Raw genomic sequence first — 12966 nt, 5'->3', positions numbered from 1 at the left:
ATCCATTCCCCTCGGTGCATCAGGTACACCGCGGTGATGCTATCGCCAGCAAGCCGGCTCCTACAGGGGGGTGTTTAACGGATCGGGAAGCTGTTGAAGTCCACGGCGTTCGCCAATTGGCAATCGATCAGGTCGATAAAACCTTGCGCCTGTGGGGTGTTGAAATGCGATTGCATGGCCGCTTCCGATTGCCAGCGGGCGCTGACGTTCCAGCGGTTGCTGTCCTCGGGGCAGCGGTCGACCATATAGGATTCGCAGCCCGGTTGTTCACGCAGGGTTTCGACAATCTTTTGCAGTTGCTTACCCAGTTCGTCCGAGCGGCCGGCTGCGGCCTGCACCTTTACGGTGTTGATCACTTCGTTGGACATTGCTCACACTCCTGAATCAGGCCGGACGAATCCTGCTCATTGAGGGATAACGCTTACGAGGATAGGCCTGCACTTGCGGACCGCCAATAGCCAATTGCCGGATAAAAACCCAGACCAATCGCTCAGGCGATTTGCTGAAAAATGTCACGCAAGCGGTCCAGCGCGGTGTCGATGTCCAGGGTTTCGATGGCGCCAAACCCCATGAGAAGCCCGGCCTGTGGCGCCCGCTGGTAGTAAAAGGTATCGATGGAATACAGCCCGACTTCGACCTTTTTCGCCAGTTCGATCAGCAATGGCATATCGATAGGCACTTTGCACATAAGCACCATGTGGAAACCCGCCGTGCTCGGGATCGCTTCGAGCCAGGGTGACAGGTCACCGGCGATGCGCGTGAGGATGCGTTCGCGACGCCCGGCGTAGATGGTGTGGCAGCGCCGGATGTGCTTGAGCAGGCAGCCTTCGGCAATGAATTTGGCCAGTGCCCATTGGGGCAGGGTGGAGGTGTGCAGGTCGGTGAGTTGCTTGGCGCGGATCACCGCTTCGAGAATCGCCGGCGGCAAAATCGCGTAGCCGAGGCGCAGTTCCGGCAGCAGGGTTTTCGAAAAGGTCCCGACGTAGGCGACGATCCCGCGCTCATCCATGCTTTGCAGCGAGTCGGTGGGCCGGCCTTCGTAGCGGAATTCACTGTCGTAATCGTCCTCGATGATGATCGCGCCCAACTCGTAGGCGCGCTCCAGCAGCGCCACGCGACGTGTCTGGCTCATCGGCATGCCGAGCGGAAACTGGTGGGACGGCGTGACATAAATCAGCCGGGTGCCAAGGGGGATTTTGTCGACCTGGATGCCGTCTTCGTCGACCGGTACGCCGATCACTGTGGCGCCGTGGCTGCCGAACAGCAGGCGCGCGGGCGGGTAACCGGGGTCTTCCATGGCGACGATGCTGCCGGGGCGCGTGATCACGCGGGAGATCAGGTCCAGCGCTTGTTGCGCACCGTTGCACACCACCACGTCTTCGTCCTGGCAATTCACCCCACGGGAAAACGCGATGTGCCGGGCGATCGCATTGCGCAGCGCCGGCAGGCCTTCAGGCAAGCTGTAGAAGCCTTTGGAGCCGGACATCTGACGCAGCGCGTGGGAGGTACAGCGCCGCCAATCGTCCTGCGGAAACTGGCCCTTGCTGGTGGCGCCACCGATGAAGTCATAACGCAGCGAGCCTTCCAGCGTCGGGTGACGCAAAAACACCGGCAAATTGCGCCACGACTCGATGACCTCGGCGCTCGCCAACTGCGAATGGCTTTGCTTGGGCTGCGCTTTGGCCGTTCGGGCATTGACGTAGGTGCCTTTGCCGATCACCCCGGTCAGGAAGTTTTCATAGGTCAGTTGCGCGTACGTGTCGGAAATGGTCTTGCGCGAGATGCCCAGCTGTTCGGCCAGCAGACGGCTGGGCGGCAGTTGCGTCCCGGCTGCCAGGCGACCGGATTCGATGGCGCTGCGCAGTTGGTTGTACAACTGGCCTGCCAGGTCCTTGCGGCCGTTGATGACAACATGAAGTTCCATACCGGCGGGGCTCCTGGGCGGTTGAGGCACGTGTGCGTCGCGCCAGATTACGCGCATGCGCCGCCGTGCAGAAGTTGCGTGGGGGAAAAACCGCGGATTGGTCTGCTCGGAGTGGTCCACCGGTATTTCGCGCAATTGGATCTGTAACACCGGCGCATCAGCGCTTACCGTGAAAACATCTATCAATCCACGAGGCACGCCATGACTTCCCGTCTGGATTACTACAGCGCGTCGCCCAAAGCGATGAAAGCGATGATCGCCATGGAGGCGTTGACCAGCAACCTGAGCATCGAGCCGGCGCTGCTGCACCTGATCAAGATCCGCGCCTCGCAGCTCAATGGCTGCGCCTTCTGCACCGACATGCACTCGGTGGACGCGCGACGCCTCGGCGAGACCGACCGGCGTCTGTATTCGATTGTGGTCTGGCGCGACAGCGGCTTTTTCAACCCGCGCGAGCGCGCGGCGCTGGCCTGGACCGAAGCGGTCACCTTGCTCTCGCAAAGCCATGTGCCGGACGACGTCTACGCCCAGGCCCGTGAACAGTTCAGCGAGAGCGAGATTGTCGATCTGACCATCGCCGTCACCACCATCAACAGCTGGAATCGCCTGGCGGTGAGTTTTCGCCAGTCCCCCAGCGCGTGATGACGCTGTCACATCAGGTTCATGAACGTTGCGCAGGATGAGGTTTTCAAAGGACAGATCGACAGGGAGTCATTGATGTCATTCATGGAAACCGCCGGGCGCCAAAGCCCTGCCGAATACCGCTCGCCGGTAGACACCTCGTCATCCATACATGCGCAGGCCGCCGCGCTTGACCCGCAACTGGCGCAAGCGTTCATGGTCAGTGCCCGCTGCGGTTGTTTCATGCAGGCGTCGCGCAGTCTCAACATCAAGGCGACGTTGCTGCGCAAGCAGTTGGCGCAACTCGAAGCGCACCTGCAGTGCTCGCTGTTCAGCCATGGCGACAATGGGGTTGCCCTCAGTCGTGAAGGCTTGCAGCTTCAGGCGCAGCTGATTGCCTTGGCCCATGAACGCGACTTGCCGGTGATCGAACAGCCCTTGGTGCGCCTGGCCGTCGCCGAATCGATCCTGCATGACATCCTCGGTCGCGACCTGGTGGCCTTGCTGCGCCGCAACGCCAGCGTGCGTCTGGAGATCATTTCCCTCGACAGCGAGCTGGCCCTGCGCGCCGTCAGCGCCGATGTCGTGGTGTGGCTGGCTGGCACCGATTCACCGCTGCCGGGCCCGAGTTTTGCCGTCGGCGAGCCGCGACGCCTGGCGCGGCTCGACTACCTGCCGCACATTGCCAAGCGTTATACACGCACTGCGTCACGCCCGGACAACCTCGATGACCTCGCTGATTTCCTGCTGGTGCAATGGCAGCCTCATCGTCAGGTCGAGAGCTTTGTGCCGTGGAATGAGCTGGTGGATCAGCGCCTCGCCGGGGTGGTGCAGCTGCATGCCTACGAGCTGATGCTGGAGATGATCCGATGCAGCGCCTGTATCGGTTTGCTCCCTGGTTACATGAGCCATTTCGACCGTGGCCTCATCGCGTTGCCGGGGTTGTTTGGCCAGCCGATGCAGCGCCAGGTGTGGATGGCGGTCAATGCGCAGTCGCAGGATGAGGCGCAGGTGCAGATGATCGTCGAGCTGATTCAAAACACCTTCAATGAGCGCCGGGAGTGGTTCGAAGCCTGACCACTATCAACTGTAGGAGCGAGCTTGCTCGCGATGGCGGTGTTCCAGTCAACTTCAATAGCGACTGCTATACCGCCATCGCCGGCAAGCCGGTCTCGCTCCCACATTGGTATTCGCCATGCTGGAAGATTGCGTTGTAGAGTGGGCGGCCATGTCTGTATCAAGGATGAATCAACCATGCCCGTCACTGACGCTGTCATTACGCTTGAACGCTTCAACGAATCCCACCTCGAAGGCATCACCGCGCTTTACAACGAGCCAGCGATTACCCGGCAAGTGCTGCAAATGCCGTTTCAGTCCATCGAGGTCTGGCGCAAACGCCTGGATCCGGTCAACGAACGGCATGTGCAACTGGTGGCGCTGAGTCAGGGGAGGGTGATCGGCAACATCGGTCTTGAGCAGTTTTCGCGCATACGTCGTAGCCATGCCGCCAATTTCGGCATGGGAGTCTCTGAGGCGTGGCAGGGCAAGGGTGTTGGCTCGAAGCTGCTGGCCACCGCGCTGGACATCGCCGACAACTGGATGAATCTGCAACGGGTCGAGCTGTCGGTGTACGCCGACAACGAAGCAGCCATCGGTTTGTACCGCAAGTTTGGTTTTGAAACCGAAGGCCTGTTTCGGGACTACGCCGTGCGTGACGGAATGCTGGTGGACACCTTGAGCATGGCGCGTCTGCGCCGCATGCCCAAGGCCGGTTGATTCACTCGCCCAGTGCAAACGCCACCGCCGCCTGCGCATGCAGTTCGGTGGTGTCGAGCAGGGGCAGGGTGCTGTGTTCGGGTTTGATCAGCAGGCCGATTTCGGTGCAGCCGAGGATGATGACCTGGGCGCCGCGCTGGCTCAGGGATTCGATCACCTGCTGATAAATCCGCCGTGAGGCCTCGCTGATCACGCCGACGCACAACTCGTCGTAGATGATCCGGTGCACGGCTTGACGCTCCCCGGCGTCCGGCACCAGTACGGTCAGCCCCATCGACGTCAGGCGTTCCTTGAGAAAGTCCTGTTCCATGGTGAACGCAGTCCCCAGCAACCCGACGTTCAGCGCACCGGCATCGACCGCCGCCTGTCCGGCCGGGTCGGCGATGTGCAGGAACGGAATGTTGATCGCCGCCTGAATCTGCCCGGCGACCTTGTGCATGGTGTTGGTGCACAGCACCACGCAATCGGCGCCGCCAGCCTCCAGCCGCCGCGCGGCATCCACCAGAATCAGCGCCGCATCGTCCCAGCGGCCGGCATGCTGGGCCTGTTCGACAGGCCCGAAGTCGACGCTGTACATTAGCAGTTTCGCCGAACGCAACGGCCCGAGCCGGTCGCGTACCTGTTGGTTGATGAGGCGGTAATACTCGGCGCTGGACTCCCAGCTCATGCCGCCGATAAGGCCGATGGTGCGCATGGCGTGCTCCTGTTGATGGCAACCCTTTGTCTGGGAGTATCCCGTGGCGCTTCACGGCTTTCTATCAGGAAATTTCACATGCTGAGTCAACGGCTGCCGGGCGCTAACGTCAGCTTGCAACTTCTGCCCCGTGCCGCTTACAGCGCACGCGATCCGGCGCAGTCGCGCACCATCGGGGTGACGCTGGAGCGCCAGCAGGGTGTGCACGCGATTGACTCGGATCGGCGGGTGGATTTCGATACGTTGCCCGGTGTTCTGGCGTACACGCCGGAGGGCGTCGAAGTGTTTTCCGAATCGTCCAGCGGTGGCGAATACTTGCTGATGCAGCTGGACGAATCGTTTGCCGATGAACAATTGCCCGCCGTTGGCCATCGCGTCCAGTCTTGTGGCAATCGACAGGCGCTGAGCCTGGCGCGCGAAGTGCGGCGTTTGTTACTGGCGCCACAACCCGACCTTCTGGCACTGGAGCAATGTGCCCTGGGATTTGTGGGTTTGGCGCAACCGCAGGTCGAAAAGGCTCATCGGCCCACTCCAGCCGCACTCGCCCAAGTGTTGGACCTGATCGCTGGACAACTCCAACAGCCCCTCACGCTGCAACAACTGGCGGCGGCCTACGGCCAGAGCGAGTTGCGCTTTTTGCGCGACTTTACCCGCGCCATCGGCCTGACACCGCACGCTTACCTCGTTGAAGTACGACTGCAGGCGGCACGGCGGATGATCGAGCACACCCGGCTGAGCCTGGCTGACATCGCCCTTGATGCCGGTTTCGCCCATCAGTCGCACATGGGCAGCGCCTTCCGCAAATTCCTCGCCATGACCCCCAGCCAATACCGCTCGCGCTTTTAGTCGTACGCCCGCCGCGCGCATCTGCCATGCTCAAAGTCCGCAGCACTGTTTCAACAAAGGAACACCGCAATGGACGACGTACAGCAACTGGGCGAGATGCTTCGCCACTACGCAGACAGCGAAGCGCACAAAAAACAACTGTTCGAGTCGCAATCGGCCGTGTGGGCGACGCGCATTGGCGAGCTGTTCGATCAGATCCAGCAATGGCTGGAACCGGTCCGGGCGCCGAACCTGCTGGAAGTCAGCCGCGAGGCATATGTCGCCTCGGGGCCGAGTGTTCCGGTCGAGACTTCAACATTCAAGACCGAGAAACTGGGCATCGTGATCGCCGGCAAACCCGTGGAGTTCGTGCCGGACGTGATGGGCACCGGCGGGCAGATTTCCCTGGCGGTGATGGGCCTGACCGCCGCGCGGTATGGCAGCATTTCGCTGGTGTGCCTGCCGCCGGCCAACAACTGGCAGTGGCGCAAGACCAATGGTTTGAAGGACCCGGACACCTTTGCCTTCGATGCGAATTTCCTGGCGCTGCAGTTGCAGAGTCTGATCCCTCGAGATCGTAGCTGAACTTCCTGACCTGACAACAACCCCTTGTGGGAGCGAGCCTGCTCGCGATTGCGGTTCAGCATTCAACATTTATGCTGCCTGACCCTCCGCTATCGCCGGCAAGCCGGTCTCGCTCCTACAATGGATCTGCGGTGCATCAGATTTCGAGGTTTATCCAACCGGGTTTTGCCACTTCCGGCGCAACCGCCTTCACCACTTTCCCCGTCGCCAACTCCACCCGTCGCGCCACCTCCGGGTCATCGGCAAACGGGATCAGGCTCGCTTCCTCCAGACTCTCCGTTGTCTGCTGCTTTAGGCAGTACTCGACCGCCAGCCAAAGCCCCGCAACACCCACGATATTCAACACGATCTCGAACATCTCAGCTCCTCGCCTCAGGCAATCCGTGCATCACGTTCAGCCATCGCCACGTCGGAAACCCGCACGGTGCGCCAGGCGTTGTACGCCATCAACAGCATGCCGCTGAGGAAGAACACGCCGCCGGCAAACCGCACCACAAATCCCGGATGGCTGGCCTGCAAGGCTTCGACGAAGGAATAGGTCAGCGTGCCGTCGTCGTTGATCGCGCGCCACATCAGGCCCTGGGTGATGCCGTTGACCCACATCGAGGCGATGTACAGCACGGTGCCGATGGTCGCCAGCCAGAAATGCAGGTTGATCAGCGGCGTGCTGTACATCTGCTCGCGACCGAAGACTTTCGGAATCATGTGGTAGACCGCGCCGAAGGTGATCATCGCCACCCAACCGAGGGCGCCGGCGTGCACGTGGCCGATGGTCCAGTCGGTGTAGTGGGAGAGGGCGTTCACGGTTTTGATCGCCATCATCGGCCCCTCGAAAGTCGACATGCCGTAGAAGGCCAGCGACAGCACCAGAAAACGCAAAATCGGATCGGTGCGCAATTTATGCCAGGCACCCGACAGGGTCATCATGCCGTTGATCATGCCGCCCCAGCTCGGCGCCAACAGGATCAGCGACATGGCCATGCCCAACGACTGCGCCCAGTCCGGCAATGCGGTGTAGTGCAAATGGTGCGGGCCGGCCCAGATGTACAGGGTGATCAACGCCCAGAAATGCACGATGGACAAACGATAGGAATACACCGGCCGCCCGACCTGTTTCGGCACGAAGTAATACATCATCCCGAGGAACCCGGTCGTCAGGAAGAAACCCACCGCGTTATGCCCGTACCACCACTGCACCATGGCGTCGGTGGCGCCGGAATACACCGGGTAGGACTTGAACCAGTCCACCGGAATCGACAGGTGATTGACCACGTGCAACATGGCGATCACCACGATGAACGCGCCGAAAAACCAGTTGCCGACGTAAATGTGATGGGTCTTGCGTTGCACCACCGTGGTGAAAAACACGACGGCGTACGCCACCCAGACCACGGTCATCCACACCGCGCCGGAGAACTCGATCTCGGCGTATTCCTTGGTGGTGGTGTAGCCCAGCGGCAGGGTGATCAGCATCACCACGATGACCGATTGCCAACCCCAGAAGGTGAAGGCGGCAAGGGTGTCCGAGTACAACCGCACCTGGCAGGTACGCTGCACTGCGTAGTAACTGGCGGCGAACTGCGCGCTGCCGGCAAAGCCGAAAATCACCAGGCTGGTGTGCAGCGGACGCAAACGCCCGAACGAGGTCCACGGCAGGTCGAGGTTCATCTCGGGCCACACCAGTTGCGAGGCGATCCACACCCCCATCGCCATCCCCACGACGCCCCAGAAAATGGTCGCCACGACGAATTGGCGGACGACCTTGTAGTTATAGGCCTGTCCGATTGTTGCTGTGCTCATGGTCAATGCTTCCACGGTTGCAAAGTCTTGCCAGGCCACCCGGACTGGCATGCCGTGAACTGTAGAAATCTCATCGAAAACAAAACAGATTCAGGAAAGCGCAATTAATACGGATCAGATAAAGGCGCCGTACCTGTCAGAGTTGACAGTATCGGCGGATTGAATCCAGCGGTTTAATAAACCCGCTGACGCATTGGGTAGTGGTGAGTTCCAGTGGTTGCGTTCAAGGCAAGTCAGCCCTGCCGGTCATGGCGATCAGGAGGGGCACTTTCATACAGGATGTTCTGAACTCAAGGGTGAACCAATGACAACTTCCACTTATACAGGCCCCAAGGCGCCTGCCGATGACGCGTCCGTGATGCCCGATATTCGCGGTAAAAAGATATTCATGGGTTTTTGGCATAACTGGGGGCCGAGTGTCGGGTATCAAGGCGGATTGACGGGTGAAGTGCAACTGGAAGACATCCCCGTCGAATACAACGTTGTGGCCGTCGCGTTCATGAAGGGGGCCGGTATCCCGACATTCAAGCCATACAACCAGACCGATGTGGAGTTTCGGCGTCAGGTCGGCGTACTCAACAAGCAAGGTCGCGCGGTGCTGATTTCACTGGGGGGCGCCGATGCTCACATTGAGCTGCGCAATGGTCAGGAACAGGCGCTTGCCACTGAAATTATCCGATTGGCGGAAGTCTATGGTTTTGATGGGCTGGACATCGATCTGGAGCAGGCCGCTATCGACTTTGCCGATAACAATAAGGTGATTCCGGCGGCGCTTAAACTGGTCAGGGAACACTACGGGAAAGAGGGTAAACACTTCATCATCAGCATGGCGCCAGAGTTCCCGTATCTGAGAACCGGGGGTAAGTACCTACCGTATTTGACTGCGCTGAAGGACCATTACGACTTCATTGCCCCTCAATATTACAACCAGCGCGGCGATGGGCTTAGTGTCCCAGGGCTTAACCCACCATGGCTTGCGCAGGACGATGGAGTGCGCAAGGAAGAGTTCCTCTACTACCTGACCGCCGCATTGGTAACAGGTGATTTGGGTTTCACCAAAATCCCTGCCGACAAATTCGTTATCGGCTTGCCCAGCAATATCGATGCAGCCGCCAACGGATATGTAGTTGATCCCGCTTTTGTGAAAAATGCACTCAAGCGACTGGTAAAAGACGGCAACCGGATCAGAGGCTTGATGACGTGGTCGTGCAGTTGGGAGTGTGGCACCAACAAGGCCGGCGATTCGTACGATTGGCGCTTCAAAAGGCTTTACGCACCCATCGTTGATGAGATGCCGAATCAACCTCAGTAGTGATCCATCAAACTGATATGGTTTTTTTGAAGTCTCCTGAATCTGTAATGTTTTTCCGGTGCCCCTCATAGTCGCCTCATCGAAAACGAGCCACAGAGCCCGTCCCATCCTGATGAGGTAGCCACATGTATCAGTACGACGACTATGACCGGGCGCTGGTCTTCGAGCGGGTTGCGCAGTTTCGTGATCAGGTCGAACGCTTCACGGCAGGCGAGTTGAGCGAAGAGGAATTCCTGCCGTTGCGCTTGCAGAATGGCCTGTACATGCAAAAACACGCGTACATGCTGCGCGTGGCCATTCCCTACGGCACGCTGAGTGCGCAACAGATGCGTACGCTGGCGAGCATCGCCCGGGATTACGACCGTGGCTACGGCCACTTCACCACCCGGCAGAACATGCAGTTCAACTGGATCGAACTGGCCCAGGTGCCGGAAATCCTCGAACGCCTGGCCCAGGTAGAAATGCACGCGATCCAGACGTCCGGCAACTGCGTGCGCAATATCACCACCGAAGCCTTCGCCGGGGTTGCGGCGGACGAGTTGATCGACCCGCGACCGCTGGCGGAAATCCTGCGCCAATGGTCGACGATCAACCCGGAGTTCCTGTTCCTGCCACGCAAATTCAAGATCGCCATCTGCTCGGCCGTACAGGACCGCGCGGCGATCATGATGCACGACATCGGTCTTTATCTTTACCCCGGCGCCGACGGACAAATGCTCCTGCGGGTGATCGTAGGCGGTGGTTTGGGACGCACGCCGATTCTTGGCCTGCAGATTCGCGAAGGCTTGCCGTGGCAGCATTTGCTGTCGTATGTCGAAGCGGTGCTGCGGGTCTACAACCGCCACGGTCGGCGGGACAACAAGTACAAGGCGCGGATCAAGATTCTGGTCAAGGCGCTCGGTATCGAAGCCTTCGCCAGGGAAGTGGAGGAGGAGTGGCAGCACCTCAAGGACGGTCCGGCGCAGTTGACCGGCGATGAATATGCGCGTGTCGCCAGTGCCTTCGTGCCGCCGGATTACCGTTCGCTGTCCAGTACCGACCTGGAGTTCGGCACCCGCCTGGCCGAAAACAGTGCATTCGCCCGCTGGGTCTCGCGCAACGTCCAGCCGCACAAGGTGCCGGGCTACGCCAGTGTGGTGCTGTCGACCAAACCGGGCAGTGCTTCGCCGCCGGGAGATGTCACCGGCGAACAAATGGATGCCGTGGCCGCGTGGTCCGAGCAATTCGGTTTCGGCGAAATCCGCATTGCCCATGAACAGAACATCGTCCTGCCGGACGTGCCGAAGTCGGACTTGTTCACGCTCTGGCGTGTGGCTTGCGAGCATGGGTTGGGCAGTGCCAATGTCGGTTTGCTGACCGACATCATCGCGTGCCCCGGCGGCGATTTCTGTGCATTGGCCAACGCCAAGTCGATCCCCATTGCGCAAGGCATTCAGGCGCGTTTTGACGACCTGGATTATCTGCATGATCTGGGCGACATCAGCCTCAACATTTCCGGTTGCATGAACGCCTGCGGCCATCACCACATCGGCAATATCGGCATTCTTGGCGTCGACAAGAACGGCAGCGAGTGGTACCAGATCACCCTCGGCGGCGCTCAGGGCAAGAACAGCGCGCTGGGAAAAGTCATCGGCCCATCCTTCAGCGCGGCTGAAGTGCCCGACGTGATCGAGCGGATCATCGCCACGTTCGTGCGTTACCGCGAGAGTGAGGAACTGTTCGTCGACACGTTGCAGCGCCTTGGTCTGGAGCCGTTCAAAGAGGCGGTCTATCCGAAGTTGCTGGAGGTCTCGGCATGAACAATCTGCTGCGACTGGAGGCCGGTGTAGCGCGGATCGATAGCGCCGATCCGTGGACCCTGGTCAGGGAGCTTGCCGCCGGATTGCCGTCAGGTCCGGTGATAGTCCCGCTGGCCTGCTGGCTGGAGGAACCCGGGCGGCAGGGCGTGTGGCTGGGGCCGGACGATGAAGTGGAAAGCCTCAAGCCGTGGTTCGACCAACTGCCGCTGATTGCGCTGGATTTCCCGAGTTTTCGCGACGGTCGTGGTTACAGCCAGGCGTATTTGCTGCGTACCCGACTGGGCTGGACCGGCGAATTGCGCGCGGTTGGCGATGTCCTGCGCGATCAACTCAGCCACATGCGCCAATGCGGGTTCGACAGCTTTGCGGTGCGCGAGGACAAATCCGCCGAAGACGCGCTCAAGGGCCTCGCCGGCATGAGCGTGTTGTATGGCCGCTCGGTGATCGAGCCTCGACCGTTGTTTCGGCGCCGCTGAAAACCACACGACTTTTTGCTTTGGCCGGGGACCCCGTTTTGATAGAGTCCGCGCCTCATAAGGAAGCGGGTCAAAGAAAGGAGTCTGGTTTGAGCGCGGGCAAGAAAGTTTTAGGGCTGGTCGCAGTGTTGCTGATGGCGGCCCTGTGGGGCAGTTATGTGTATCTGTTCCAGGAGAACCGTGACGGGCAACTCGGGGCCTCAGCCGACAGTTCCGCCTGGTGCGGCACGCCACCGGCCAGCGATGCGGCGGCGCTGGGCAAGGATCACCTGACCCTGCGCATCACCAACAACGTACGGGGCGATTTCATGCTCTCGGGTGCGGTCATCGTCTCCGAGCGCACTTTCGATCGGTATGACCTGGGCCGCAACGAGTTGCGCCTGCGCCTGGAACCTCTTCAATGGTCCTACGGCGTCACGCCGATCTTCCTTGAGCAGGTCAAGATCAAGCCGCTGAGTCGCAACCTCTCTTCGCTCGACAAAAGTGCCTACGCCGAGCTTGAGTCCCGGCCTATCGGCGTGCAGGGGCGGGCGGCGGCGTTTCCGTTCGACACTTGGCGCTACGGCTACAAACCGGTGCTGTACATCCTCAAGGGCAATGAACGGATCGACCTGAAGTTCAAACGCATCACCACCCTCATGGAGATGTCCAACACCTTCACGCCGATTCAAAAGTACAACCGGGTCGAATACATCAACGAGAAAAATTCATTGGTTCGCGAGGACGATTACAAGCCCTACGCGGCCAATGAGTGCGCCTTCAGTGTCGAGCGCAAAGGCTCGTTCAAGGTGATCGTGCTGCTGTTGTTGCTGGTGATCTGCCTGCCGCTGATGCACGTGTTTTACCGCGACGAACCGGGCATCGATTTTCTCGCGACACTGGTGAGTATCGGCGCGATCCGCGTGCTGTTGGTGGGACCGCTGGAGGACTTCCAGTTGTACAACATCGACTTCCTGTTCGGCGCCGCGATTCTGTTGGTGGGCACGGTGTCGTTGATCAAGGCGATGCGGGCTAACAGTCGGCGGGAGTTGGCGTTGAAGAGTGGTTCTTCGTGGTGATGTAAGGTTAAGACCGTGGTGACGCTTTCGCGGGCAAGTCGGATCGCCGCACCGCTCGCTCCTACAAGGATTACGCAATACCTGTAGGAGCGAGCG

14 protein-coding genes are annotated in these 12966 nt (G+C 60.0%); 9 read left to right on the top strand and 5 right to left on the bottom strand.

Features of this window, described 5'->3' with window-relative positions; all coding sequences use genetic code 11:
• Nucleotides 1-74 precede the first annotated feature (74 nt).
• Both IB245_RS08370 and IB245_RS08365 read right to left on the bottom strand, forming a co-directional pair.
• Nucleotides 75-368 carry a putative quinol monooxygenase gene (locus IB245_RS08370; protein ID WP_008042903.1) on the bottom strand — a complete coding sequence of 98 codons (294 nt, stop codon included), beginning with the start codon at nt 366-368 and terminating at the stop codon, nt 75-77.
• 122 nt (nt 369-490) lie between these two features.
• The gene (locus tag IB245_RS08365) at nt 491-1924 is read right to left on the bottom strand and encodes a PLP-dependent aminotransferase family protein (protein WP_192227294.1); all 1434 of its coding nucleotides are present in this window, start codon (nt 1922-1924) and stop codon (nt 491-493) included.
• 201 nt (nt 1925-2125) lie between these two features.
• Between IB245_RS08365 and IB245_RS08360 the strand changes: the two genes are divergently transcribed.
• The 3 genes from IB245_RS08360 to IB245_RS08350 all read left to right on the top strand — a co-directional run bounded on the left by IB245_RS08360 (nt 2126) and on the right by IB245_RS08350 (nt 4321).
• Nucleotides 2126-2566, top strand: coding sequence for a carboxymuconolactone decarboxylase family protein (locus IB245_RS08360; RefSeq protein ID WP_192227293.1), 441 nt, complete (start codon nt 2126-2128; stop codon nt 2564-2566).
• Between the two features lie 75 nt (nt 2567-2641).
• The gene (locus IB245_RS08355) at nt 2642-3622 is read left to right on the top strand and encodes a LysR family transcriptional regulator (protein WP_192227292.1); all 981 of its coding nucleotides are present in this window, start codon (nt 2642-2644) and stop codon (nt 3620-3622) included.
• Nucleotides 3623-3799: 177 nt separating this feature from the next.
• Nucleotides 3800-4321: a GNAT family N-acetyltransferase gene (locus IB245_RS08350; RefSeq protein WP_192227291.1), complete on the top strand. Its 522-nt coding sequence runs from the start codon at nt 3800-3802 to the stop codon at nt 4319-4321.
• 1 nt (nt 4322) lies between these two features.
• Here the strand turns inward: IB245_RS08350 and IB245_RS08345 are convergent, their stop codons facing one another.
• The gene (locus IB245_RS08345; protein ID WP_192227290.1) at nt 4323-5015 is read right to left on the bottom strand and encodes an aspartate/glutamate racemase family protein; all 693 of its coding nucleotides are present in this window, start codon (nt 5013-5015) and stop codon (nt 4323-4325) included.
• Between the two features lie 78 nt (nt 5016-5093).
• Here IB245_RS08345 and IB245_RS08340 point away from each other — a divergent pair, with 78 nt between their 5' ends.
• Together IB245_RS08340 and IB245_RS08335 are read left to right on the top strand one after the other, a co-directional pair.
• Entirely contained in the window at nt 5094-5861 is a 768-nt protein-coding gene (locus tag IB245_RS08340) for an AraC family transcriptional regulator (protein ID WP_192227289.1), read from the top strand.
• A 69-nt stretch (nt 5862-5930) separates the two neighbouring features.
• Nucleotides 5931-6425 carry a hypothetical protein gene (locus IB245_RS08335; RefSeq protein WP_192227288.1) on the top strand — a complete coding sequence of 165 codons (495 nt, stop codon included), beginning with the start codon at nt 5931-5933 and terminating at the stop codon, nt 6423-6425.
• Between the two features lie 136 nt (nt 6426-6561).
• On the opposite strand, the gene IB245_RS08330 is transcribed toward IB245_RS08335, so the two are convergent.
• Nucleotides 6562-6783, bottom strand: a complete 222-nt coding sequence (locus IB245_RS08330; RefSeq protein WP_192227287.1) for a cbb3-type cytochrome c oxidase subunit 3 — start codon at nt 6781-6783, stop codon at nt 6562-6564.
• 14 nt (nt 6784-6797) lie between these two features.
• Entirely contained in the window at nt 6798-8225 is a 1428-nt protein-coding gene (gene ccoN / locus IB245_RS08325; RefSeq protein ID WP_008030155.1) for a cytochrome-c oxidase, cbb3-type subunit I, read from the bottom strand.
• Between the two features lie 304 nt (nt 8226-8529).
• Here ccoN and IB245_RS08320 point away from each other — a divergent pair, with 304 nt between their 5' ends.
• The 4 genes from IB245_RS08320 (at nt 8530) to IB245_RS08305 (ending at nt 12870) form a co-directional block, all read left to right on the top strand.
• The gene (locus tag IB245_RS08320; RefSeq protein ID WP_192227286.1) at nt 8530-9537 is read left to right on the top strand and encodes a glycosyl hydrolase family 18 protein; all 1008 of its coding nucleotides are present in this window, start codon (nt 8530-8532) and stop codon (nt 9535-9537) included.
• A 125-nt stretch (nt 9538-9662) separates the two neighbouring features.
• Nucleotides 9663-11336 carry a nitrite/sulfite reductase gene (locus IB245_RS08315; protein WP_192227285.1) on the top strand — a complete coding sequence of 558 codons (1674 nt, stop codon included), beginning with the start codon at nt 9663-9665 and terminating at the stop codon, nt 11334-11336.
• Complete coding sequence (locus IB245_RS08310; protein WP_192227284.1) at nt 11333-11812, top strand: DUF934 domain-containing protein; 480 nt, start codon at nt 11333-11335, stop codon at nt 11810-11812. The genes IB245_RS08315 and IB245_RS08310 overlap by 4 nt, the downstream gene beginning before the upstream one ends.
• An 89-nt stretch (nt 11813-11901) precedes the next feature.
• A complete protein-coding gene (locus tag IB245_RS08305) occupies nt 11902-12870 on the top strand; it encodes a hypothetical protein (RefSeq protein ID WP_192227283.1) in 969 nt (322 codons plus the stop codon).
• The last annotated feature ends 96 nt before the right edge of the window (nt 12871-12966 follow it).

The organism is Pseudomonas sp. PDM02, from assembly GCF_014852285.1.
GTDB classification, from domain to species: Bacteria; Pseudomonadota; Gammaproteobacteria; order Pseudomonadales; family Pseudomonadaceae; genus Aquipseudomonas; species Aquipseudomonas migulae.
This window is presented reverse-complemented; position numbering and strand designations above follow the sequence as displayed.